We start from the raw sequence: 23,727 nt of genomic DNA, 5'->3' as shown, positions 1-23,727 counted from the left end.
CCTATAATGATTGGCGGAAGCGTTGACCGGTCGAAAAAGGACCGGGGAGGAGTTCGCCAATGACATTCATCTATCCCGTCGACAGCAACACGGCGCATCCGTTGCCGCTGTCGCCCGAGTACAAGAGCTCGATCAAGCGCGCGCCGAACAAGCCCTTGATCCCGATGCGCCATACGCTGTCGGAGCTGACCGGGCCGGTTTACGGCCACGAGACCGTGCGCAAGGGCGACAACGACCTCACCACCCAGCACACCGGCGAGCCGCTCGGCGAACGCATCATCGTGCACGGCCATGTGCGCGATGAGGACGGCCGCGGCGTGCCGAACTCGCTGGTCGAGATCTGGCAGGCCAATTCCTGCGGCCGTTACGTTCACGTCCGCGACCAGCATCCGGCTCCGCTCGATCCGAACTTTACGGGTGCCGGCCGCACCGTGAGCGACGCCTCCGGGTACTATCGCTTTGTCACGATCAAGCCTGGCGCCTATCCGTGGGGCAACCATCACAACGCCTGGCGTCCCGCACACATCCATCTCTCGGTGTTCGGCCATTCCTTCGTCACGCGTCTCGTGACGCAGATGTACTTCCCGGCCGATCCGCTATTCCCGTTCGATCCGATCTTCAATTCGGTGCCGGACGAGAAGGCGCGGGCGCGGATGGTGTCGTCGTTCGATCTCGAGAACACCCAGCCCGAATGGGCGCTGTGCTACCGCTTTGACGTCGTGCTGCGCGGCAAGAACGCCACCCCTATGGAGAACCATTAAGTGCAGGACAATGGGATCACGCCGTCACAGACTGTCGGCCCGTTCTTCAAATACGGCCTGACGCCGACCGGCGAGTATGCCTGGAACGATGCGTTCACCAACTCGACCCTGACGCCCGACGTCACCGGCGACCGCGTCCGTATCGAGGGCCGCGTGTTCGATGGCGATGGCGTCGCCGTGCCCGATGTCATGCTGGAGATCTGGCAGGCCGACGCGCAGGGGCGCTTCGCCGATCCGCAGGACAAGCGCGCGCTGCCGAATGCGAGCTTCCGTGGCTTTGCCCGCTGCGGCACCGACAAGGACGGCAATTATTCCTTTGAAACCATCAAGCCGGGTGCGGTGCCCGATCCCGACGGCAAGCCGCAGGCACCGCATATCCTGCTTGCGGTGTTTGGCCGCGGCATGCTGCGGCATCTCTATACCCGCATCTATTTCAGCGACGAGGCCAGCAATGCCGCCGATCCCGTGCTGGCGGTGGTGCCCGCCGACCGCCGCGCTACGCTGACGGCCGTGCGAGAGGTCGGCAAGCCGGTTTACCGGCTCGACTTGCGGCTTCAGGGCGACAACGAGACGGTGTTTTTCGACGTGTGAGCCCAGCCTCGTCCCGGACAGGCAGAGCGCCGATCCGGGACGACAGCGGAGGACGGGCCTGATTTCGCTGCCCGAAACCGTTCACCTGACGCCGTTTCCCGTATTTTTTCGGAGTTCGCGCGATGCAATTTCCGCGCGATGCAATCCCGCGTTTACCGTAATCCTTTAGGGTCCGTAGGATTCGGCGCGGCCCTATTGGATTGTTCCATGAAAATTCGCCTTTCGCTTTCTTCCGCAATCATTGCTTTCGGCGTCGTTCTGGCACTCGGTTTCACCGCCGTGGTCTCCACCAGCCTCTACGCCTTGAAAGAGCTCAAGGTCGGCGGTCCGCTCTATTCCGACATCAAGCTGGGCAACGATCTCATCGCCGACATCCTGCCGCCGCCGGAATATGTGATCGAGGCCTATCTTGAGGCCACTCTCGCCATGCGCGAGCCCGACCAGCTGGCGGCCCATGGCGAACGCCTGGTCCAGCTCCGCAAGGATTACGACGAGCGCAAGGCATTCTGGGTCGCCTCCAGCCTCTCGGCCGACCTGAAGACGGCCCTGGTGTCGAAATCCGACGGCGAGGTGCAGAAGTTCTGGAAGCTGTTGTCCGACCAGCTCCTCCCCGCCCTCAAGGCCAAGGACCCGGTCGCCTCCGAGCGCGCCTACGCGCAGCTCAAGGACGCCTACACCGCGCATCGCGCCGTCATCGACAGCATCGTCGAGAGCGCCAACAAGCAGAATGCCGACATGGAGAAGCTGGCGGCGGACCGCGACAGCTCCATGCTTTATATCCTCCTCGGCGTTTCCGCCGCCGTCCTCGCCTTCACTGCGGTGGGCCTGCTCGGCGTCGCCCTCGGCGTGGTGCGCCCGATCGTGCGCATGACGAGCGCGATGCAAAAGCTCGCGACCGGCGATCTCGCCGCTGACATTCCTTTCGCGCACCGGCGGGACGAGGTCGGCTCGATGGCGGGCGCGCTCCTGGTGTTCAAGCAAGCGGCGGTCGAGAATTCCCGCCTGCGCGAGGAGCAATTGCAGAAGGATCAGGAGGCGGCGCTCGCCAAGCGCGGGGCCCTGCACCAGATGGCTGAAACCGTCGAGCGCGAGACCGGCCGCTCGGTCGACACCGCGAGCGCGGCGACGCAAGGCGTGGAGCGTGCCGCCTCCAGTCTGTCCGAGATCGCAAAGTCGCTCTCGACACAGTCGCAGGCGGTCGCAGCCGCGTCCACCCAGGCCCTCGGCAGCTCGCAGACCGTCTCGGCCGCAGCTGAAGAACTCAGTGCTTCGATCCGAGAGATCGCAACCCAGGTCGCGCGGACCAGCACGGTTACGAAGTCCGCGGTCGCCGGTCGTGAACAGGCGCGCTCGACCATCCAGGCGCTGGCCGGATCGGTGAAGAAGATCGCCGAGGTCTCCGACCTCATCGGCGGCATCGCCGGCCAGACCAATCTGCTGGCACTCAACGCCACGATCGAGGCGGCGCGCGCCGGGGAAGCCGGCCGTGGCTTCGCGGTGGTCGCCGCCGAAGTGAAATCCCTCTCCGACCAGACCGCCAAATCCACCGAGGAGATCGCGCGGCTGATTGCCGAGATCCAGGCCTCAACCCAGGCCGCGGTCGATGCCGTCGAAACCATGGGCGGCCACATCGTCGAGATCGACGGCGTCGCCACCTCGGTTGCCGCGGCGATGGAAGAGCAGGACGCCGCGACCCGCGAGATCACGCGGTCGATCTCCGAATCGGCTTCCGCGGCCAAGGAGGTCTCGGCCAAGATCGGTGATGTCAGCCGCGCCGCCGCCTCCGTGAACGAGCGCGCCGCGGAGGTAAGGCAGGCGATCGCCGGCATGGCGGCCAATCTCGAACAGCTCCGGTCGGTCGTGGTCAGGACGGTGCGCGACTCGACCGCTGCGGCTTGAGCCCGGCTGCTGAGGCGGCTGGCGCCCGGTAGCGTGGTTGTGCAGAATGGAGCAACGCGACGGGGGTCGGGCGCTCATGACAGATATACGATTGCCGGAGGTGGCGGACGCGGCAAATCTCACCGCGGCGCTGCGCAAGGCCGGCGCATTGGACGCCGGTGCCGTGCGCGAGGTCAAGGTACTGCATGAGCGCGACACGGTCGTGTCGCATATCACCCGACTCGGCCTGCGCTATGTCGGGGAATCCGCCGGGGCGCCGCAGTCACTGATTCTCAAGACGCCGCATGCTGCGTTCGCCAAGCCGCTGGCAAATGCCGGTCGCCACGAGGTGGCCTACTACACACAGCTTGCAACCAGAATGCCCGCGCAGCTGGTGCCGCGCTGCTTTGACGGGAATTTCGACGAGGAGAGCCTCGCCTGGCATCTCCTGCTGGAGGATCTCACCGATAGCCACGAGATCGCGACCCAATGGCCGCTGCCGCCATCGCGCGGTCAGGCGATGGCCATCGTCGCCGCGCTCGCGCGCTGGCACGCGGCGTGGTGGGACCATGCTGGTCTCGGCGAGACCGCCGGGGTCTGGGCGAGCACCGACGATACGGCCGAGCATATGGAAACGTTCGCATCCCATTACGACCGGTTCGCCGATCAGCTCGGCGATCGTCTCAGTGAAGAGCGCCGCACGCTCTACCGCCGCTTCATCGATCAGTCCGACAGGATGTCACTGCGCTACCATTCGCACCGCCACCTCACCATCACCCATGGCGATGCCCATATCTGGAATTTTCTGCTGCCGCGTGCCGGCGTGTCCGACACCGTCCGCATCTTCGACTTCGACCTGTGGGATATCAACGTGCCGACCCATGACCTCGCCTACATGATGGCGCTGCACTGGTATCCGGAACGTCGGCAGGCGTTCGAACGCCTTCTGCTCAACCATTACCACGACACGCTGATCGCGCACGGCGTCAGCGGCTATACGCGCGGCGCGCTCGATCGGGACTATCGCTGGTCGGTGCTCTGGCACATCACCAAACCGGTCCGGCAATGGAGCATCAACATCCCGCCGGTGATCTGGTGGAATAATCTGGAACGCGTGATGATGGCGGTCGAGGATTTGGGCTGCGAGGAGTTGTTGGGGTAGGGACGCGCAACACCATCGGTGTCGTCCCGGTCTTCGCCGGGACGACGGCGGAAGTTGTGACGCGCTCTACTCCATCACCGCATGTTCCGGCCCGGCCGCCTGCTTGCGCAGGGTGGCCTTGGTCGAGCCGATCAGCAAGGCGAGCGGGATGGTGCAGAGGATGAAGAACATCACCAGCTCGTAGTCGTGCGCGAAGGCGATGATCTGCGCCTGCACGCTGACCATGCGATCGGCCATGGCGCGGCCGGCGTCGGTGGAGAGATTGATCATGCCGCTGACGCTGGGCATCTGGAGCGCATGATTGAACGGGTTGATGTGCTCGGACAGGATCGCGTAGGTCCGTCGCGTGCCCTGTGTCAGCTGGGCGATGACGACCGAAATGCCCACCGAGCTCGCGACGTTGCGCATCAAGGTCAGCATCGCGGTGCCGTCGGTGCGCAGCTCATTCGACAAGGTCAGAAACGCCACCGTCGATAGCGGCACGAAAACCAGGCCGAAGCCGAAGCCCTGGATGACGCTGACGGTCACGATCTCCGGCACCTGGGTCAAATCGGTCCAGCCGGTCATCTGGAACAGCGAGGCCGCGGTCAGCGTCAGGCCTGTGATGATCAGCGTGCGCGCCTCGATGTAACGCATCATGCGGCCGACCAGCATCATGGCGAAGAAGGTGCCGAAGCCGCGGCTCGCCAGCAGCAGGCCTGCGGTGATGATGGGATAGCCGATCACGTTCTGCATATAGGGCGAGGCCAGCGCCATGGTCGAGAACAGCACGAGCCCCATCACGACCATGAACATGCAGCCGGTGACGAAGTTGCGATCCCTGAAGAGCGCGAAGCGGATGAACGGCGTCGAGGTCGTGAAGGAATGCGCGATGAAGAAGTAGAAGGCGACGGCCGAGACGATGAACTCCGCAAGGATCTCACCCGATTCGAGCCAGCCCAATTGCTCGCCGCGGTCGAGCGCGAGCTGAAGCGAGCCGATCGCGACCGCCAGCGCAGCGAAGCCGAACCAGTCGAACTTGAGGCTGAGATCCTTCCGGGTCTCGTCCATGAAGATGATCAGCCCGATCACGGTGATGGCGCCGAACGGCAAATTGACGAAGAACACCCAGTGCCAGGAATAGGTCTCGGTCAGCCAGGCGCCGAGCGATGGACCCATGATCGGCCCCATCATCACCCCCATGCCCCAGATCGACATCGCCTTGGCGCGTTCCTGCAGCGTGTAATAGTCGAGCATCACCGATTGCGACAACGGCACCAAGGCCGCGCCGAACACGCCCTGCAGCAGGCGGAACAGCACCATCTGGTTGATGTCCTGCGCAAGCCCGCACAGCACCGACGCCATGGTGAAGCCGGCCGAGCAGATGATGAAGATGCGCTTGCGGCCGAAGCGGTTGGCGATCCAGCCTACCGGGGCCGTCATGATCGCGGCGGCGACGATGTAGGAGGTCAGCACCCAGTTGATCTGGTCCTGTGAAGCCGACAGCGTGCCCTGCATGTAGGGCAGGGCGACGTTGGCGATGGTGGTGTCCAGCGCCTGCATGATGGTTGCCGTCATGGCGCAGATCGTCACCATGTTCCGGCGCAGGCCGGGAACCATCAAATGGGCATTGGGGCCGGACATCGGATCAGTCCTTGTCTCAGTCTTTGTGCGAATCTTTGTCTTGGCTCGCGGTCGCCGACAGGCCGAGCAGGCCGGCGAGCGAGCGCTTGTGGCCGGTGTCGATGGTGGCGTAGACGCTCATGCCGGCCTTCAGCTTGCGCACGTATTTGTCGGTCTCATCGAAATAGATGCGGATCGGCACGCGCTGCACCACCTTGACGAAATTGCCGCTGGCGTTCTGCGGCGGCAGGATCGCGAATTGCGCGCCGGTGCCGGGCGAGAGCGAGCCGATCTTGCCCTTGAAGACATGGTTCGGGAACGCGTCGACCTCGAGCGTGACCGGCTGTCCTTCGGTGACGTAGGTGAGGTCGCTCTCCTTCGGATTGGCGTCGACCCAGGGATGGGCGACGTCGATGATGGAGAACACCGGCGTGCCGGCGGCGACGTAGCGGCCGAGCTGGATCTGCTCCACCTGTGTTGCCACGCCATCCATCGGCGCGCGGAGCACGGTGTGGTCGAGGTTGCGCTGGGCATCGTCCAGCTTGGCTTTCGCCTGCGCGTAGGCGGGGAATTGCTCCAGCGGCAACTCGGGATTGCCGAGCAATTGCGTCCTGGCATTGGAGAGTTGCTGCTTGATGTATTGCGCCTGCGCGCCGGCGGTAACCAGTGCGTTCGAGGCGTTGTCGAGATCGAGCTGCGAGCCGTAACTGTTCTTCACCAGCGACTGCTTGCGCTCGACGTCGCGCTGTTTCAGGTCCATGCCCTGCTGGGCGAGATTGAGCATGTCGCCGTAGATCTTGATGTTGGCAACGAGATTGTCATAGGTGATGCGGGCTTGGGCGAGTTGCGCTTTGGCTTCTTCCAACGCATGACGAAACGGAGCGGGGTCGATCTCGAACAGCTCGTCGCCGTGCTTGACGATCTGGCCTTCCTTGACGACGACCTTCTGGATTTTGCCGGAGATATCGGGCGTCACCAGCACCTTCTGCGCGCCCACATAAGCATCGTCGGTGCCGACATAGCGGCCGCCATTGAGATAGAAAGTGAAGCCGGCGACCGCGACGACGACCGGGAGCACGACCAGGAGCAGCACGCGGCGATAGCGGCGCAGGCCCGCCAACAGGCGACGGCGCGGATTGGTGCCGGCTTTCTTGGTGGGCTTGCCGCCGTCGATTTTCTGCTCGGGCTGGAATTTGAGAACCTGATCAGCCATAGCGCTGCTCCTTACGCGCTTGCTCCGCTCCGCTGGTCTGGATCGCGGTACGCACGTTTTCCTTGATTGTTTCGAGTTGGGTGAGGAGCCGGTGGGCGTCCGCCGGAGTGATGCCGTCGAGCGCGTTGGCCGTGAGCTCGGACTTCAGCCCGCTCATCCGCCCGAGCAACTGCCGCCCGGCCTTCTTCAGGTACAGCCGCTTGACGCGGCGATCCGAAGGATCGTTGCGTCGCTCGATCCAGTCGCTGTCACAGAGTTTGTCGATCAGGCGCGTCAGCGTGATCGGCTGCACTTCGAGAAGCTCGGCGAGTTCCGACTGCTTCATGCCTTCGCTGCGCTCGACCTTGGCGAGCACCGCCCATTGTGCGCGGGTGATGCCGAAGCGCGAGGCTTCCTTGTCGGCATAGACCCGGAGCAGGCGATAGAGCTCGGCGAGCGTAAACAGGAAATTCTGGTCCACGGGGCCTGGGCTCATGAGCTTGGTCTCCAATAAGCTTGGAATATAATAAGCAAGCTTATGATTATTTCATGGCGGGTTTGCGGGATACTGTCCCGCAGCAAGAGCATGGCTGATCGCCGCATCGCCGGTCCTGCTTTGGGTTCCCCTTTCGAAATGCTAGAACGCCGGTCGCATGACGCTCGCAAAACCTGCATTTCCCGCACCCGACCACGATCACGGCCGCTGCACCGCGGATGCGCTGGCGCATGCCGAGGCCGTCTGCGGAGAGCGCGCGCAGAAATTCACGCCGATACGCCGCCATGTATTGGGGGCGCTGCTCTCGAGCCACCGCCCGCTCGGCGCCTATGAGGTGATCGACGAGCTGGCGAAATCGATGCCGCGGCCGGCGCCGATTACGGTGTATCGTGCTCTCGATTTTCTGATGGCCAACGGCCTTGTGCACCGCATCGAAAGCCGCAACGCGTATCTCGCCTGCGCCGCTCACGACCACGATGCGACCTCGGCGGTGACGTTCCTGATCTGCGAGCGCTGTGGCTTGGTCGGTGAGATTCCGTCGGCGTCCTTCGCCAAGGACCTCAACGCCGCCGCGCGCAGCTCAGGCTTCGCTCCCAAATTGTCCGTGGTGGAAATCACGGGCGTTTGTGCGCATTGTCAGAAAGCTGCATAGAGCAACAACGGCGCAAAGCCGGTTTTTCAGGAAGAAATGTCCTCACCTCAAGCCATACCGTCCGCCGGTCGTCCCCTTAGTGCCGGCGCCATTGCCCTGATGCTCATGCTGTGCCTGACCTGGGGGTTCAACCAGATCGCGGTGAAGCTGGTGCTGCCGGACATTCCGCCGATGCTTCAGGCCACGTTCCGCTCGATGGGCGCGCTGCCGGTGCTGTTCATCATCGGCAGCTTGCGCGGCGTTAAATTCTTCGAACGCGATGGCACCTGGAAGCCGGGCGTGATCGCCGGACTGATGTTCGGCATCGAGTTCGTGCTGATCTTCCAGGGCCTGCGCTTCACACCGGCGTCGCGGGCGGTCGTGTTCCTCTACACCGCGCCGTTCTTCGTCGCGCTCGGCTCCTACCAGGTGCTTGGCGAGCGACTTGGCGGGACGCAATGGCTGGGGCTCGCCATCAGCTTTGCCGGCGTCGCACTCGCGATCGGGGTGCCGCAGCCCAATGTCGATTCGCATGTTCTGCTCGGCGACCTCATGATCGTCGGCGGCGCCGCGCTGTGGGCGGCGACCACGCTGGTTGCCAAGGGCACCCGGCTGCGGTTCGCCGCGCCCGAGAAGGCGCTGGGCTATCAGGTCGCGACGTCGATCCCGATCCTCGGGCTGGCCGCCTGGCTGTTCGGGGAGACCATCCCCCACACCCCGTCGCCGCTGTCGCTGGGCCTGATGGCCTTCCAGGCGATCTGGGTCGTGGGAACCACGTTCACGCTTTGGTTCGCACTGGTGAAGACCTATTCGGCCAGCAAATTGTCGGCTTTTACCTTCATCACCCCTTTGTTTGGCGTGGTGGGTAGCTATTTCATCATGCACGACACGCTGAACCTGACATTCGGGGCTGCCGCCGTCCTTGTCATTGCTGGGCTTTTTCTGGTTAACCGTCCCAGTCAATCCGCTGCGGCGCCGCGCGATGCATTGCTGAACGTCACCAAAACCTGATATTTGGACGCCATGAACAAGCTCGAAAACACCATCGATTCCGACATTGCGGGCCCCGCGCCCCGGCACAAGACCACCCAGGTCAAGGTCGGCGACGTCGCCGTCGGCGGCGGTGCGCCGATCGTCGTGCAGTCGATGACCAACACCGACACCGCCGATATCGACGGCACCATCGCCCAGGTCGCAGCGCTCGCCCGCGCCGGCTCCGAAATGGTCCGCATCACCGTGGACCGTGAGGAGGCCGCCGCCGCCGTCCCGCACATCCGCGACGGCCTGCTCAAACGCGGCATCACCACGCCGCTGATCGGCGACTTTCACTATATCGGCCACAAACTGCTCGCGGCCTATCCGGCCTGCGCCGAGGCGCTCGCCAAATATCGCATCAATCCCGGCAATGTCGGCTTCAAGGACAAGCGCGACACTCAGTTCGGCGACATCATCGAGATCGCCAACAAGAACAACAAGCCGGTGCGCATCGGCGCCAATTGGGGTTCGCTCGACCAGGAGCTGCTGACCAGGCTGATGGATGAGAACACCGCCTCGGCCAATCCGCGCGATGCGCGCGCGGTGATGCGCGAAGCCATGGTGCAGTCGGCGCTGCTCTCGGCGGCGCGCGCCGAAGAGCTCGGCATGCCCAAGAACCGCATCATCCTGTCGGCCAAGGTCTCGGCGGTGCAGGATCTGATCGCGGTCTACGAGGTTCTCGCCAGCCGTTCCGACTACGCGATCCATCTCGGCCTGACCGAGGCCGGCATGGGCACCAAGGGCATCGTGGCGTCCTCGGCCGCGCTTGGCATCCTGTTGCAGCAGGGCATCGGCGACACCATCCGGATCTCGCTGACGCCGGAGCCCGGCGGCGACCGCACCCGCGAGGTGCAGGTCGGTCAGGAGCTCTTGCAGACGATGGGCTTCCGCACCTTCGTGCCGCTGGTTGCGGCGTGCCCCGGCTGTGGCCGCACGACTTCGACCACATTCCAGGAGCTGGCCAGCTCGATCCAGGGTTTCATCCGCGACGAGATGCCGACGTGGAAGACGAAATATCCCGGCGTGGAAGAGCTCAACGTCGCGGTGATGGGCTGCATCGTCAACGGCCCCGGCGAATCCAAGCACGCCAATATCGGCATCTCGCTGCCGGGTACGGGCGAGGCGCCGGCTGCCCCGGTGTTCGTCGACGGCAAGAAGTTCCGCACCCTGCGCGGCCCGACCATCTCCGCCGACTTCAAGGCGCTCGTGATCGAGTACATCGAGCAGCGCTACGGCCAGGGCGCCAAGGTGCCGGTGACCGCGGCGGAGTAGGCTTACTTCGCTCGCGCCTCGTACTGAGCTGTCGTCCCGGCGGAGGCCGGGACCCATAACCACAGGATTGGTGGTTAGAACGAGCTGTCACTCCGGGTTTTCGCAAACCAGCTCCTGTGGTTATGGGTCCCGGATCTGCGCTTCGCTTGTCCGGGACGACGAGCAGTGTTTGCGATGCAGATTGCACATCCCCAACCGCGCGCTACCATGCCCCCAATCAAGAGCGATCGGGAGACACGCCATGAGCTCACTCGCCGGCAAACAGGGCCCGCGCTATCGGCATACGGCGGATGACGGGGCGCCGTATGAAACCATCGCGGTCGAAAAGCTCACCCCGATCATCGGCGCGGAAATCTCCGGCGCCGACATCGGCAAGCTCGTCTCGGACGATGCGCGGTCCAACCGGCAGATGGACGAGGTCCACCGCGCGCTTGCCGAAAACCTCGTCATCTTCTTCCGCGACCAGCACATCACGCCACAACAGCATCTCGCCTTCGGCCGCAAGTTCGGTGAACTGCATTTTCATCCCGCCGCGCCGCACGAGGATGAAGACCCGGCGCTGATGAAGATCTATGCGGATGCGAACTCGCCGCGCGCCAACGGCGAGGGTTGGCATTCCGACGTGTCCTGCGATCTCGAGCCGCCGATGGGTTCGATCCTCTACATCACGCAGTGCCCGCCGCGCGGCGGCGACACGCTGTTCGCCAACATGTACGCGGCCTACGAGGCGCTGTCGGATCGCATGAAGGCCTATCTCGACGGCCTGACTGCGCTGCATGACGGCGAGCCGATCTATCGCGGGCTCTACGCCAATTACGGCGTCGCCGACCGTCCGTCCTATCCGAGTGCCGAGCATCCCGTGGTGCGCACGCATCCGGTCACCGGCAGGAAGGCGCTCTACGTCAACCGCGGCTTCACCCGCCACATCAACGGCATCCCGCGCGACGAGAGCGACGCGATGCTCGCCTATCTCTACCAGCACGCGGAGAACCCGCTGTTCCAGTGCCGCTTCCGCTGGACCGAGAATGCCATCGCGTTCTGGGACAACCGCTGCACCCAGCACCGCGCGATGTGGGACTACTGGCCGCACACGCGCTCCGGCACGCGCGTGACGGTGAAGGGGGAGCGGCCGGTTTAAGCCGCCTGCGCACCGCGTTCCGCGTTGACGTCCTCCCGCGTCCGCGCCAATCTTGCCGAAAACAAAGACCGTCGGGAGGATCCGCCATGCTCCGCGCCGAGGACAACAAATTCCTGACCGAGTCCGGCCCCGGAACGGGCATGGGCGAATTGTTGCGCCGGTTCTGGATTCCCGTGCTTCTTTCCGAAGAACTCCCCGAGCCCAACGGCGAGCCGAAGAAGATCATCGTTCTCGGCGAGGAGCTGCTCGCCTTCCGCGATACGCGCGGCGTCGTCGGACTCATCGATCAATACTGCCCGCATCGCGGCGCCAATCTCTGGCTCGGGCGCAATGAGGAATGCGGCATCCGCTGCGTCTATCACGGCTGGAAGTTCGACACCGACGGCCGCTGCGTCGACATGCCGACCTCCTATCCCGACCTCAACGCCAAAGACCTGATCCGGATCAAATCCTATCCGGCGCGCGAATGGGGCGAGATGATCTGGGCCTATATGGGCCCGGCTGACGCGATGCCCGAGCTGCCCGATCTCGAAATGGCACTGCTGCCGGCCTCGCACCGCTATGTCAGCAAGAAATGGCAGGACTGCAACTGGGTGCAGGCGCTGGAAGGCTCGATCGATACCGCGCATTTCACCTTCGCCCATCTCTCCTTCGACAAGGAGGAGGACGAGATTCTGGACATCAAGAAGCATTTCGTGAATCCGATCGCGCGGATGTCGAGCGATCACATGCGCTGGATCGCGGAGGATCCGCGCCCTGTGATCAAGATCGCGCCACACGCGGCGGGCCTCACCATCGCCGGTGGGCGGCTCACCGGGGGCGACAACATCTACTGGCGCATCGCACAGTTCCTGATGCCGTTCCACGCCTATGCCCCGAGCGCGATGCCGGGTGAGAACATCTTTGGCCAGACATTCGTGCCCGTCACCGATACCAAATGCTGGATCTACACTTATGCCTGGAATCCAGAGCGGCCGCTGACGCAAGCCGAGCGCGACGCCTTTGACCGCGGCAACGGCGTGATCGCGGAGGTCGGCGACGATTACGTGCCGCTGCGCCACAAGGGCAACGACTATCTGATCGACCGCAAGCTCCAGAAGACCAGGAGCTACACCGGCATCAAGGGCGTCTCCGAGCAGGATGCGGCCGTGCAGGACAGCCAGGGCCCGATTGCCGACCGCACCCGCGAGCATCTCGGTCCGACCGATCTCGGCATCATGCATTTCCGGAAAGTCGTGATGGAGCTGGCACGAGGGCTTCAGCAGGGCGAGCCGCCGCCGCAGGCCGCGCATCAGGATCGCTACGCCGTGCGCTCGGGCGCCTGCGTCACCAGCAAGACCAAGGACCTTTCCGCGGTGATGCTGGAGCGTTTCGGCGACGTCACAGGCTTTGTCGGTCGGCCGCGAATCGCGGCAGCGGAGTAGCGCTTGGGGCAGCCGCGCAGCATCGTCGCAAGTCTCGTCTCGACGCTGGTCGCGTCGATCTTGCTATGGTCGCTGGCGCCTGCAGGCACGGGTCATGCTGCTATCGCGCGGAAACTCGTGAAACCCAAGCCGCCGCACGCGCCGGTCAAATGTGAGATGCCGAAATTTCGGATCGTCGTGGATGTCGGGCACACTCCGGACTCCTACGGCGCGTTGAGCGCACGCAACGACACGGAGTTCGGCTTCAACTTCCGGCTTGCAAGTCTGATCACGGCGAGGCTCAAGGCCGAAGGCTTTGCCGCGGCCCGCCTGCTCGTCACGGACGGCAAGGCGCGGTCGAGCCTGCTCAAACGCGTCGGTACCGCGAATGACGCCCGGGCCGATCTCTTCCTGTCGATTCATCACGATTCGGTGCCGGACAAGCTGATCGAGACCTGGGAGTTCGACGGCGCGAACAGCTATTTCAGCGACCGCTTTTCGGGCCACTCTCTGTTCGTGTCGCAGCGGAATCCGCACTACGCTGCGAGCCTGATGCTGGCCCGGATGATCGGCCGGCAGCTGAAGGATCGGGACCTGCATTATGCCGGCCAATATGCTCTGCCGGTGATGGGCCGCTACCGGCGCCAATTGCTCGACAAGGATGTCGGCGTCTACCGCTATGACGGGCTCGTCGTGCTCTCGCAAACGCGTAGCGCCGCAGTGCTGCTCGAAGCGGGCTCCATCATCAACCGCGACGAAGAGATGGCGATGAACTCCCCGGAGCGTCAGGAGATCATCGCGCGCGCCGTGGCGGTGGCGATGAAGGAATTTTGCGAGAGGCGGTAGTTTGCGCCGCCAGCAATGACGGGAATCTACAGCGGCCCGCCCCGATACTCGCGGTTCGCCAAACTCGCCTCCTCCAGATCCAGATCCCGCTCGATCCGCCGGCGCGTCTCGTCGGTGATCTGGCCGTCGCGCAGCAGCTCGTGGATGAATTTGCGCTCGGCGGCGATCAGATCGCGGGTCAAGGCGGTGCCAGCGGCGGAGACGTCGTGGTGGGTGGGATCGAGCGAATCGGGAAGCTGGTTGACCCGGATCTCGTGGCGGGCGCGCAGGAGCCGCATCACCTCGTCCGATACGTCCTTCTCCTCGGTCAGCGCGTCGAGCGACTTCAGGGCGGCATCGAGGGCCTGGCGCCGTGCTGCGATCTCGGACTCGTGCTCGGCGGCATGCTCGCTGCGACCGGCTTCCGCGACGCCGAGCCAACGCACCACCGGAGGCAGCGTGAGGCCGACGCCGATCAGAGTGATGAAGATGACGCCGAAGGCGACGAACAGGATCAGGTCGCGAAACGGAAAGGCCTCGCCGCCGGGCAGCGTGAACGGGAGCGCCAGCGCTGCCGCCAGCGACACCGCGCCGCGCACGCCGGTGAACGCAAGCACGAACGGCCATTGCCATGGTGGTGACGGATCGCGCGCGCGCAGCGACTTGCTGAGCATTCGTGGCAGATAGGTCGCGGGATAAAGCCAGGCGAAGCGCGCGATCACAACGACCGCCAGCACCACGGCGGTCGCAATCATGATGTCGTCGAGCGGAAACGCCTTCGACTTCTCGTAGAGCGCGCGCATCTGGAATCCCGTGAGCAGGAACAGCAGGCCCTCGATCAGGTAGATCACGAGGTCCCAGAAGAAGATGCCTTGCAGGCGCGTCGATGCCGAGATCAGCAGCGGGCCGTTCCAGCTCACATAGAGGCCACAGGCGACGGTCGCGATCACGCCGGAGCCGCCGAGATGCTCGGGCAGCCAATAGGACACGTAGGGCGTGATCAGCGAAAGTGTCAGCTCGACCTGCGGATCCCCCGACCATTTGCGGAACCGCAGGGAGAGCCAGCCGACCCCGATGCCGAAGGCGATCTCGCCGGCGACGATGAGCAAGAACTCGCCGCCCGCCAGAGGCAGCGAGAAATGCCCGACCATGATTGCGGCGAGCGCGAACCGATAGAGGATCAGCGCTGTGGCATCATTCGCGAGCCCTTCGCCTTCGAGAATGACCATCAGCCTGCGCGGCAAATGCAGCCGGCGCGCGATCGCGAGCGGCGCCACCACGTCGGGCGGCGCGACGATGGCGCCGAGCAGGAAGCCGATCGTCCAGGGCAGGCCGATGAAATAATGCGTGGCGGTTGCGACCAACGCCGCGGTGAAGATCACCGCGCCGACCGCGAGCATCACAATGGGGCGAAGATTCTTTTTGAATTCGCGCCAGCTCATCGCGACGCTGGCCGAGTAGATCAGCGGCGGCAGCACCATCAGCAGCACCAGTTCCGGCGGCAGTTCGACCGGCGGCATGCCCGGCACGAAGGCGAGGCCGACGCCGGAGAGCATCAGCAGAATGGCAGGCGCGATGTTGAAGCGGCGGGCGACAAGCGCGGTGCCTGCCAGCACGGCGAGCAGGATGAGAAAGGTCTGAAATTTCGCTTCCATGATGATCTGTCTTCACCCGGAAGCGGTCAATGTGTGCGGCTTACGCCGAGCCGCTCGGCCACCATGCGGCCGATGCGTGCGAACGCGGTTTCGATCTGCGCCGCACTCGGCGTGCCGCCCTGGGTGTAGGCCGCGATCAGGATCGGCGCATTGGGCTTCGTGTCGGGCTTGGGCCAGGCCACCGCGATGTCGCCGGAGGCGTCCTTGCCGTTGTTGCCGGTCTTGTCGCCGATCTTCCAGCTTGCGGGCAGCCCGCCACGCAGCCGGTTCGCGCCGGTCTTGCAACCCACCAGCCACTCCGTGAGCTGCGCGCGCGAGGTGGTCGACAGCGCCTCGCCCGTCACCAGCCGGCGCAGATTGCCGGCCATCGCCGCCGGCGTGGTGGTGTCGCGGGGATCGCCGGGCGGTGAGCGGTTGAGCTCGGGCTCGTTGTGGTCGAGCCGCGAGGTGGTGTCGCCGAGCGACCGCCAGAAGGCGGTGAGTGCGGCGGGACCGCCGATCCGCGCCAACAGCAAATTGGCGCAGGTGTTGTCGCTGAGCTCGACGATCGCCTTGCACATCTCGGTGACCGACATCGCGCCGGCGGCAATGTTTTGCTTGGCGACCGGTGCGTACTCCAGCAGGTCGGCGTTGCCGTACGGAATCATGGCCGCAAGCTGATCTTCGCCTCGATCGACCCGGGCCAGTACGCAAGCCGCGAGCGAAGCCTTGAATGTCGAACACATGACGAACCGTTCGTCGGCGCGCCACGCGAGCTTTGCGCCGGTCGCGAGGTTCTCGGCATAGACCCCGATCCGGCCGCCGCTCTCGCGCTCATAGGTTTCGAGCTCAGGCTGCGCGTCCGCGGCGAGCGCAGGGGAGGCAGCAATCCAGCACAGCGAGGCGAGCAGCGAACGGCGGTCGAGAAGCATGGGGGACCTTGAGCGAGACTGGGGCGGGGGGAGATGCGGCATGCAGTCCATCCGCATCGTCGTTGCGAGCGCAGCGAAGCAATCCAATCTGCCTCCGCGGAAAGACTCTGGATTGCTTCGCTGCGCTCGCAATGACGGAGGATGTGGGACGAGTGCGCCCGATTTCGGGCAGCGGAAGATTAGGCCCCCCTCACTCCCGCAGGTCGTACCGATAAGACTTCGACACGATCTGCCAGCCATCGGCGAGCTTCATCGCCACGAGATAGTCGGTGAAAAAACGCGGCGGCAGTTGGCACCGGACCTTGATGAAGGCGGTCTTGTCGTCGGAACGGTCGATGGTGACGATGAAATCCTCGCGCGGCTTGCCTTCGGCCTTGCCGGAGGGACGCTTGCGCACGCGGTCGAGCCAGTCCGGCACGGTCAGCACCTGCAGTTCACCCTTCTCGACCCAGCGCAAATCGGCGGAGGGGTGGAAGATGGCGCCGAGTTTTTCGGCATCGCCCTCGTAAAGTCCGTCGAAATAGGATTGCACGACGGCTTCGACGCTCGAACGGTTCTGGCTCATGGGTCATCCCTTTGAATGATGGCTTAGGGTGAACTTAGTCGTACACGTCAAAATGCGCTATGGGAGGGCGTGCCATTTGCGCAAGGACACTGTGATGACCGGATCAGAGAATACGAACGCTTCCTTCCTGATCGGCGAATGCTACTGCCGCGCCGTGCGCTACGAGGTGGCGGACGCGTTCTCCTATGCGATGAATTGCCACTGCTCGAACTGCCGCCGCACCACCGGCGCCGCCTTCAAGCCGTTCGCCGGCATCGAGCAGAGCAAGCTCCGCATCCTCAGCGGCGAGGACCAGCGCACCATCTACGGTGACGACACCACCCATGACGCCCACTGCGCCCGCTGTGGCTCGCTGCTTTATTCCCGGGTGCGCGACGGAAAATGGGTCCATGTCGCCATGGGAACCCTGGTCGATGCCCCCTCGATCCGACCGAGCGCCCACATTTTCGTGGGCTCGAAGGCGCCCTGGCACGAGATTACGGACCATCTGCCTCAATATCGGAGCCACATCGGGGATGCCTGAGGGAACCTGCTGTGGGACTGTTTCTCGGCGAACCGCGCCCGGACTGGCGCGACAAACAAAAGGGGCCTTTCGGCCTGCCGCCGGCGCCAGCTTCGTGACCTCCGTCACAAGCGCCCGCGGCGGACCCTGCTAATAAAGCCGTCTCAAAGGGGCTTGAAATGCCCTGAACCCGGAAGTCGTGTCATGCGCAAGTTGCTCAGACTTTGCCCCCTTCTCCTTGCGGTCGCGCTGCTATTCGGCGCCGGGCCCGCTTTCGCCGGGAAGCGCGTCGCGCTGGTGATCGCCAACTCCGCCTACCAGCACGCGGCGTCGCTTACGAATCCCGTCAATGACGGTTCGGTGATGGCCAGGACGCTGAAGGAGGCCGGGTTCGACATCGTCGATTCCCGGCACGACCTGACGGCGCAGGAAACCCGGCGTGTGCTGCGCGAATTCGCCGACGGGACCCGCGATGCCGATATCGCCGTGGTCTACTATGCCGGCCACGGCATCGAGGTCGAAGGCTCGAACTATCTGATCCCTGTCGACGCCAAGCTGGAGCGTGACACCGACGTTTTTGACGAGGCGCTCTCCCTCGACCGCGTCCTGGTCGCGGTCGAACCGGCCAAGCAGCTTCGCCTAGTGATCCTGGATGCCTGCCGGGACAATCCGTTCGGCAAGACCATGAAGCGCACGGTTGCCTCGCGCGGTATCGGCCGCGGTCTCGCCCAGGTCGAGCCGACCAGCTCCAACACGCTGATCGCCTATTCGGCCAAGGCCGGCTTCACCGCGCAGGATGGCGATGGTGCGAATAGCCCCTTTACCGTGGCGCTGTCGAAGCATCTGACGACGCCCGGCCTCGACGTCCGCCGCGCCTTCGGCTTCGTGCGCGACGACGTGCTCAAGTCGACGGGTAACAAGCAGGAGCCGTTCGTCTATGGCTCGCTCGGCGGCGAAGACGTGCCGCTGGTGCCGGTGAAGGTGACCGCCGCAGCTGCCGCGGCCACGGCGAATCCTCAGGCCGACATCCGCCGCGATTACGAGCTCGCGCTCCAGGTCGGCAACAGGCCGGCATGGGAGGCGTTCCTGGCCCAGCATTCCGACGGCTTCTATGCGAGCCTCGCCAAACTTCAGCTCGAAAAAATCGGCGCCGAGCAGGCTCATGCGGCGGCCACCGAGAAGGCCAAACAGGCCGAGGCCGAGCGCGATCGTCTTGCCGCACTTGGCGCGCAGAAGGATACGCAGGCCAAGGCAGCCGCCGATGCGAAGGCCGCCGAGCAGGTACAGCTTGCGGCGCAAAAGGCCAAGGAGCAGGCGCAGCAGCAGGCGGCCGCAGCCGAGCAGCAGCGCGTCAATCTCGCCGCCGCGGCCCCGAGTGCAGCGCCAGCCAGCACGGCGAGCCCCGCCGGTACCAACGTCGCGTCGCTGACGCCGGCCACCGCTCCGGCCGATCTCAGCCGCTCGGTGCAGACCGAGCTCGGCCGCGTCGGCTGCTTCTCCGGCGCCGCCGACGGCAACTGGACCACGTCCGCGCAGCGCTCGTTGTCGCAGTTCAACCGTTACGCCGGCACCAAGCTCGACGTGAAGGTGGCGAGCACCGATGCGCTCGACACGGTCAAGTCGAAACAGTCGCGCGTCTGTCCGCTGGTTTGCGAGCACGGCTTCAAGGCCGACGGCGACAAGTGCACCAAGATCGTCTGCCGTGATGGCTTTGCGATCAACGACGACAACGAATGCGAGAAGCAGCGTGCCGCGAAGTCAGCCAAGCCTGCGACCGCCAAGCCTGCGACCGCAAAGCGTGATGATGGCGACGAGCGTCCCGCACGGCAGCGTCGTCAAGCCGGCGGTGAGGCTGCCGGAGCGGCGGGCGGCTTTGGTGGTGCTGCGGGCATCGCTGCTGCCGCTGGTACCAGCCGCCGCTCGAGTGGCGGACAGCTGTTCTGCAATAACAGCGGCTGTCGTGCGGTCAACCGCGGCTGCCATCTCGAATATCGCGGCGGCGGCGGCCCCGGCAACGATGCCAATGCCGAGGTCTGTAACTAGGATTGCGGGAGTGAGTTCAAGCCGAGATCGCGCTCGCCGCAATGTTGACCGTCAGCGCCAGCAAGGCCGTGTTGTAGATGAATGAGATGATGCCGTGCGCGGTGGCGGTGCGGCGGATGGTCTTGTCGGATATGCCGACGTCGGAGACCTGCGCGGTCATGCCGATCACGAACGAGAAATAGACGAAGTCCCAATAATCGGCGTGGTCTTCCTTGTCGCGACTGGGAAACTCAAGGCCACCTGGCGTTGGGTGACGATAATAATCATGCGCGTAATGCAGCGCGAAAGTCGTGTGCACCGCGGCCCAGGACAGCGCGATGGTGGTGATCGCGATGGTCAGCTCCGCGGCGCCGCGGTGGGCGCCGAGTTCGGCCACAATAGCGGCGATGCTGGCGAACGCGCCGGTCGCCGTCACCAGCAGGATCACGAAGCGGCCGTCGTCCTGCATCGCAGCGGCGCGGCGGATGTGCTGGTGGTCGTTGCACAGCATCATCGCATAGACCAACACGAGATAGACCGCGATCAGCGCATCCCAGCCGAGCACAAGCCGCGTCGTCAGCCGGGGTGAGCCCGGCAAAAGCAGGCAGACGAGGATACCGACACCAAGGGAGATGAACGTCCGCGGCCGCGCATAAATCAGCCGCATCGGCCGCGACATCTTGCGAAAGCGGGTGAGGGCGGGATCCTCTTTGGTGCCGCCCGTCATCGCCCGGCTAGTTCTTGCGTTCGGCGACGAACCGCGCAGCCGCTTGCAGCACGGCGGCCCGTTCGCCGAAGATCGACACGGCGCTGTCGGCTCGCGCGAGCAGGTCGCGGACGCGCTGCTTGGCGCCTTCAATTCCGAGCTGGGTGACGAAGGTGGTCTTGCCGAGCGCTGCATCGGCGCCGGCAGGCTTGCCGAGCGCGGCGGCATCGCCTTCGACGTCGAGCAGGTCGTCGGCGATCTGGAAGGCTTCGCCGAGCGCGCGGCCGTAATCGTCGAGCGCCTGATATTCCTTTTGCGAGGCCTGGCCGAGGATCGCGCCGGCGATGCAGCCGTAGCGCAGCAGCGCGCCGGTCTTCATCTGCTGAATGCGTGCGACGTCGATCGGTTCGTTGCCGCCAAAGCGGCCTTCGCCGGCGAGATCGAGGATCTGGCCGCCGACCATGCCGCCAATGCCGGCGCAGCGTGCCAGCGCGCGCGTCAGCAACAGCCGCACATTGGCGTCGCGATGAATCTCGTCGCGGGTGACGATGTCGAAAGCGAGCGTCAGCAAGCCGTCGCCGGCGAGGATCGCGGTCGCGTCATCGGTCTTCTTGTGCAGGGTTGGGCGGCCGCGGCGCAGGTCCGAATTGTCCATCGCGGGCAGATCGTCGTGGATCAGCGAATAGCAGTGGATGCATTCGAGCGCCGCACCCGCGAGCAGCGCGGCTTCGCGCGGCACGCCGAACACGGCCGCGCTCTCGACCACCAGGAACGGCCGCAGGCGCTTGCCGCCGTTGAGGCTCGAATAGCGCATTGCGTCCATCAGTCGCTTGGGCCGGGCGATCTCATCGGGCAGGATGTCGTCCGACAGCAGGCGCCCGAGCAGGGCCTCGGTGTCATCAGCGGTCTTGTCCAGACGTTTGGCGAAATCGGACGGGGACGTGCCGGTCATCAAGAAGGGCTCCAGAACAAAATTCGGCGGGACAATCCTTTATGCGCCCGCCTCAGTCAATCGTTTGGAAGGCCTAAAAAGTGCTGGAAAAGGCCCGAATTATCACAGACTTAATGCCGGGTCCGTGGCCGCGTTTCGTTCTGCGCCGGAAAGGTTGATTTGCGCGTCGTCAAAACCCTTCTCCTGGTGCTCGCGGTCGCGATTCTCGCGCCCTATGTCGTCGCGCCGTTCTACCGTGCCGGCCATCCCGTTTCGACGCTGATGGTCTGGCGCTTGCTTCGGGGTGCGCCGATGCAGCGGGAATGGATCGATCTGGCGGCGATGTCGCCCTCGCTGCCACGCTCGGTGGTGGCGGCCGAGGACGCTCATTTCTGCAAGCATCACGGCATCGACTGGGGCGCGTTGCGTGAGGCGATCGACGATGCCAAGGAGGACGGCACCCCGTTCCGGGGCGCTTCCACCATCACCCAGCAAGTGGCGAAAAACCTGTTCCTCTGGCAGGGGCGGGACTTCGTCCGCAAGGCGCTGGAATTCCCGCTGGCGCTGTGGATCGATCTCGTCCTGCCCAAGGCACGAATCCTGGAGATATACCTCAACATCGCCGAACTGGGACCGCAGGGCCAGTTTGGGGCCGAGGCGGCCAGCGCCTATGCCTTCGGCAAGCCAGCCGCCAGTCTTTCCCCCCGGGAGGCCGCTCTCTTGGCCTCGATCCTGCCGAATCCGGTCAAACGCAGCGCCAGGACGCCGGGACCGGGTGTCCGGCGGCTGGCCGGGACCTATGTGGGGAGGGCGCAGGCCAGCTCGCTTTCGACCTGCTGGCGGGAGAATCGCTGATTTCGGGTTCTTTTCGGGCGCATTTTCCGGCCCAGAGCCCTAGATTTAAGACCGGCCTTCCTCTATAAGCCCGGCCTTGACCGGCATTCAGCTCGCCTCGTTTTGCGGGTGCTGAGTCGTCCCCTCGCGGACGATGCCCTGATGACACCAATCCCTAGAGGATACTGAAATGGCCGTTCCGAGAAGAAAAACCTCGCCGTCGCGCCGCGGCATGCGCCGCTCGGCTGACGCCATCAAGAAGCCGACCTATGTGGAAGACAAGGACTCCGGCGAGCTCCGTCGTCCGCATCATCTCGACCTCAAGACCGGCATGTACAAGGGCCGTCAGGTCCTGAAGAAGAAAGAGTCCTGAATTCAGGACCTTTCCCCAGGCAGGATAATTTCGCCTGCCTGATTTCGGCCAACCCATGAGATATGACAGTGACGGCGGCGGAGCTAATGCTTCGCCGCCGCATTGTCCTGTCTGGATATCTTGATCGAGAAGGCATTTCGCCGATGGTCGGTTTCCCGCTGCTCCTGATCCCGCTCGCGGTCTACAACATCATCGCCTTCCTGATGCCGAGCGTGTCCTTTACGGACGTGCTGTTCAAGGTGCCGATGATCACGGGCGAGGCCTGGCCGGTCACGCTCTCCGACGTGATGCTGGCGCTAGGCGTCGTGCTGCTGCTGCTCGAGGTGGTCAAGGGCGCGCGGCCCGGCTCGAAATTCCTGATGGATCATTTGCTGTCGCTGATCGTGTTCGGCGCGGCTGCGGCCGAATTCGTGATGTGGCCCAAATTCGGCAACTCCACCTATTTCCTTCTGGTGCTGCTCGCGATGGCGGATTTCCTCGGCGGCGTCGCCCAGCGCACGCGCCGCCGCGTGGCTTATGTCGCCGAAACGGCACCAGCGCCGCGCAAGGCCAGGCGTCAGACTGAAGTGCCAGCCGATGAAGCGGTGGTCGAGCCCAAGTTCGAGCCGGTCGTTGCGCCGCCCGCATCCGCACCTTCCGCGCAGTCGGTTGCCGAATCCGTGCTGATGGATCATCCCGCGCCGAAGCCGGTCCAGAGCCCGGCCTCGCCGGAAATCCCCTCGCCGCATTTGCAGCCTGGCAACGGCACCCAGCCGTCTCCCGACGCGCCGCGCTGATTTACTTCAAGCCACCTGCCGCGTGCGCGCGGTGACGCTTGGAAGCGGGCGCTTGCTGCCATAGGCGACCTGCGCATCCTCGGAAGACACGCGGCGCAGCCGGCTCGTCTGCGGCAGGTGCTCGGCATTGGCGATGAGCTGGGCGACGAAGCTGGGATCGGGGCGCGGCAGCGGTGCCTTGTGCACCCACTGCAAAACCGGCATCAGCGGCACCACAGCCGAGCCTGTGCCGTTGTCCGCCACGTCCGCTTGATCAGTACTCAACATCGCAATCACCGTTGACCCGGCGAAGATTGTCGCGTTTCGAGACGCTGGCGCCGGTGCGTGTCATGTACTCGCAAGGCCTATGCCGGGCGGGCCGGTTTGGTTCCTGCGAGTGAGGAAACGTGGTTTCCAAATTGTTTATCAACTTTGCCTAGGGTCAATGGCGAATCTGGCTTTATCCTGTGCCGACTCAGGACTCCCC

Annotated in this window: 24 protein-coding genes; 15 read left to right on the top strand and 9 right to left on the bottom strand. The window is 64.5% G+C overall.

Annotation, left to right across the window (positions count from 1 at the left end; translation table 11 throughout):
• The first annotated feature begins 59 nt into the window (after positions 1 to 59).
• The 4 genes from pcaH (at position 60) to ABIB66_RS07180 (ending at position 4,392) form a co-directional block, all read left to right on the top strand.
• Positions 60 to 761 (top strand): protocatechuate 3,4-dioxygenase subunit beta, encoded by a 702-nt coding sequence (pcaH, locus tag ABIB66_RS07195; protein WP_275168614.1) that lies wholly within the window; start codon positions 60 to 62, stop codon positions 759 to 761.
• Positions 762 to 1,352: a protocatechuate 3,4-dioxygenase subunit alpha gene (pcaG, locus tag ABIB66_RS07190; RefSeq protein WP_354064572.1), complete on the top strand. Its 591-nt coding sequence runs from the start codon at positions 762 to 764 to the stop codon at positions 1,350 to 1,352.
• 207 nt (positions 1,353 to 1,559) lie between these two features.
• Positions 1,560 to 3,251, top strand: a complete 1,692-nt coding sequence (locus ABIB66_RS07185) for a methyl-accepting chemotaxis protein (RefSeq protein WP_354205911.1) — start codon at positions 1,560 to 1,562, stop codon at positions 3,249 to 3,251.
• 76 nt (positions 3,252 to 3,327) lie between these two features.
• Entirely contained in the window at positions 3,328 to 4,392 is a 1,065-nt protein-coding gene (locus tag ABIB66_RS07180) for a phosphotransferase (protein WP_354205913.1), read from the top strand.
• 66 nt (positions 4,393 to 4,458) lie between these two features.
• On the opposite strand, the gene ABIB66_RS07175 is transcribed toward ABIB66_RS07180, so the two are convergent.
• Genes ABIB66_RS07175 through ABIB66_RS07165 form a run of 3 tightly spaced genes read right to left on the bottom strand, consistent with a single transcriptional unit; the run spans position 4,459 to position 7,682 of the window.
• Complete coding sequence (locus ABIB66_RS07175; protein WP_354063718.1) at positions 4,459 to 6,015, bottom strand: MDR family MFS transporter; 1,557 nt, start codon at positions 6,013 to 6,015, stop codon at positions 4,459 to 4,461.
• Between the two features lie 16 nt (positions 6,016 to 6,031).
• On the bottom strand, positions 6,032 to 7,207 hold the full coding sequence (locus tag ABIB66_RS07170) for an HlyD family secretion protein (RefSeq protein ID WP_354205915.1): 1,176 nt from the start codon (positions 7,205 to 7,207) through the stop codon (positions 6,032 to 6,034).
• A complete protein-coding gene (locus ABIB66_RS07165) occupies positions 7,200 to 7,682 on the bottom strand; it encodes a MarR family winged helix-turn-helix transcriptional regulator (RefSeq protein WP_354205917.1) in 483 nt (160 codons plus the stop codon). The genes ABIB66_RS07170 and ABIB66_RS07165 overlap by 8 nt, the downstream gene beginning before the upstream one ends.
• A 157-nt stretch (positions 7,683 to 7,839) precedes the next feature.
• Here ABIB66_RS07165 and ABIB66_RS07160 point away from each other — a divergent pair, with 157 nt between their 5' ends.
• The 6 genes from ABIB66_RS07160 to ABIB66_RS07135 all read left to right on the top strand — a co-directional run bounded on the left by ABIB66_RS07160 (position 7,840) and on the right by ABIB66_RS07135 (position 14,007).
• Positions 7,840 to 8,334 carry a Fur family transcriptional regulator gene (locus ABIB66_RS07160; protein WP_007598132.1) on the top strand — a complete coding sequence of 165 codons (495 nt, stop codon included), beginning with the start codon at positions 7,840 to 7,842 and terminating at the stop codon, positions 8,332 to 8,334.
• Positions 8,335 to 8,370: 36 nt separating this feature from the next.
• Positions 8,371 to 9,324 (top strand): DMT family transporter, encoded by a 954-nt coding sequence (locus ABIB66_RS07155; RefSeq protein ID WP_007615962.1) that lies wholly within the window; start codon positions 8,371 to 8,373, stop codon positions 9,322 to 9,324.
• Between the two features lie 12 nt (positions 9,325 to 9,336).
• Positions 9,337 to 10,620: a flavodoxin-dependent (E)-4-hydroxy-3-methylbut-2-enyl-diphosphate synthase gene (ispG, locus tag ABIB66_RS07150; RefSeq protein ID WP_354205920.1), complete on the top strand. Its 1,284-nt coding sequence runs from the start codon at positions 9,337 to 9,339 to the stop codon at positions 10,618 to 10,620.
• Positions 10,621 to 10,861: 241 nt separating this feature from the next.
• Positions 10,862 to 11,758 (top strand): TauD/TfdA dioxygenase family protein, encoded by an 897-nt coding sequence (locus tag ABIB66_RS07145; protein WP_354063727.1) that lies wholly within the window; start codon positions 10,862 to 10,864, stop codon positions 11,756 to 11,758.
• An 86-nt stretch (positions 11,759 to 11,844) separates the two neighbouring features.
• Positions 11,845 to 13,182 (top strand): Rieske 2Fe-2S domain-containing protein, encoded by a 1,338-nt coding sequence (locus ABIB66_RS07140; protein ID WP_354205923.1) that lies wholly within the window; start codon positions 11,845 to 11,847, stop codon positions 13,180 to 13,182.
• Between the two features lie 3 nt (positions 13,183 to 13,185).
• On the top strand, positions 13,186 to 14,007 hold the full coding sequence (locus tag ABIB66_RS07135) for an N-acetylmuramoyl-L-alanine amidase (RefSeq protein WP_354205925.1): 822 nt from the start codon (positions 13,186 to 13,188) through the stop codon (positions 14,005 to 14,007).
• Between the two features lie 26 nt (positions 14,008 to 14,033).
• Here ABIB66_RS07135 and ABIB66_RS07130 read toward each other — a convergent pair whose 3' ends face one another.
• The 3 genes from ABIB66_RS07130 to ABIB66_RS07120 form a co-directional block, all read right to left on the bottom strand.
• Entirely contained in the window at positions 14,034 to 15,641 is a 1,608-nt protein-coding gene (locus ABIB66_RS07130; protein ID WP_275168592.1) for a Na+/H+ antiporter, read from the bottom strand.
• Between the two features lie 26 nt (positions 15,642 to 15,667).
• Positions 15,668 to 16,552: a class A beta-lactamase gene (gene bla, locus ABIB66_RS07125; protein WP_354205927.1), complete on the bottom strand. Its 885-nt coding sequence runs from the start codon at positions 16,550 to 16,552 to the stop codon at positions 15,668 to 15,670.
• Positions 16,553 to 16,742: 190 nt separating this feature from the next.
• Positions 16,743 to 17,117 (bottom strand): nuclear transport factor 2 family protein, encoded by a 375-nt coding sequence (locus ABIB66_RS07120; protein ID WP_007598116.1) that lies wholly within the window; start codon positions 17,115 to 17,117, stop codon positions 16,743 to 16,745.
• A 94-nt stretch (positions 17,118 to 17,211) separates the two neighbouring features.
• Here ABIB66_RS07120 and ABIB66_RS07115 point away from each other — a divergent pair, with 94 nt between their 5' ends.
• Together ABIB66_RS07115 and ABIB66_RS07110 are read left to right on the top strand one after the other, a co-directional pair.
• Positions 17,212 to 17,640 (top strand): GFA family protein, encoded by a 429-nt coding sequence (locus ABIB66_RS07115; protein WP_354063738.1) that lies wholly within the window; start codon positions 17,212 to 17,214, stop codon positions 17,638 to 17,640.
• Positions 17,641 to 17,823: 183 nt separating this feature from the next.
• Positions 17,824 to 19,662, top strand: coding sequence for a caspase family protein (locus ABIB66_RS07110; RefSeq protein ID WP_354254628.1), 1,839 nt, complete (start codon positions 17,824 to 17,826; stop codon positions 19,660 to 19,662).
• A 16-nt stretch (positions 19,663 to 19,678) separates the two neighbouring features.
• On the opposite strand, the gene ABIB66_RS07105 is transcribed toward ABIB66_RS07110, so the two are convergent.
• The gene (locus ABIB66_RS07105; protein WP_354205932.1) at positions 19,679 to 20,368 is read right to left on the bottom strand and encodes a DUF1345 domain-containing protein; all 690 of its coding nucleotides are present in this window, start codon (positions 20,366 to 20,368) and stop codon (positions 19,679 to 19,681) included.
• A gap of 7 nt (positions 20,369 to 20,375) precedes the next feature.
• Entirely contained in the window at positions 20,376 to 21,299 is a 924-nt protein-coding gene (locus ABIB66_RS07100) for a polyprenyl synthetase family protein (RefSeq protein WP_354205934.1), read from the bottom strand.
• Between the two features lie 159 nt (positions 21,300 to 21,458).
• On the opposite strand from ABIB66_RS07100, the gene mtgA reads away from it, so the two are divergent.
• From mtgA to ABIB66_RS07085, 3 genes are all read left to right on the top strand, one after another.
• On the top strand, positions 21,459 to 22,133 hold the full coding sequence (gene mtgA, locus ABIB66_RS07095) for a monofunctional biosynthetic peptidoglycan transglycosylase (RefSeq protein WP_354254626.1): 675 nt from the start codon (positions 21,459 to 21,461) through the stop codon (positions 22,131 to 22,133).
• 169 nt (positions 22,134 to 22,302) lie between these two features.
• Positions 22,303 to 22,485, top strand: coding sequence for a 50S ribosomal protein L32 (gene rpmF / locus ABIB66_RS07090; RefSeq protein ID WP_007598106.1), 183 nt, complete (start codon positions 22,303 to 22,305; stop codon positions 22,483 to 22,485).
• A gap of 143 nt (positions 22,486 to 22,628) precedes the next feature.
• Positions 22,629 to 23,261, top strand: a complete 633-nt coding sequence (locus ABIB66_RS07085; protein WP_354205938.1) for a hypothetical protein — start codon at positions 22,629 to 22,631, stop codon at positions 23,259 to 23,261.
• 6 nt (positions 23,262 to 23,267) lie between these two features.
• On the opposite strand, the gene ABIB66_RS07080 is transcribed toward ABIB66_RS07085, so the two are convergent.
• Positions 23,268 to 23,528 carry a hypothetical protein gene (locus ABIB66_RS07080; protein ID WP_354205940.1) on the bottom strand — a complete coding sequence of 87 codons (261 nt, stop codon included), beginning with the start codon at positions 23,526 to 23,528 and terminating at the stop codon, positions 23,268 to 23,270.
• Positions 23,529 to 23,727: the final 199 nt, after the last annotated feature.

The organism is Bradyrhizobium sp. F1.13.3 (assembly GCF_040548265.1).
GTDB lineage: Bacteria > Pseudomonadota > Alphaproteobacteria > Rhizobiales > Xanthobacteraceae > Bradyrhizobium.
This window is presented reverse-complemented; position numbering and strand designations above follow the sequence as displayed.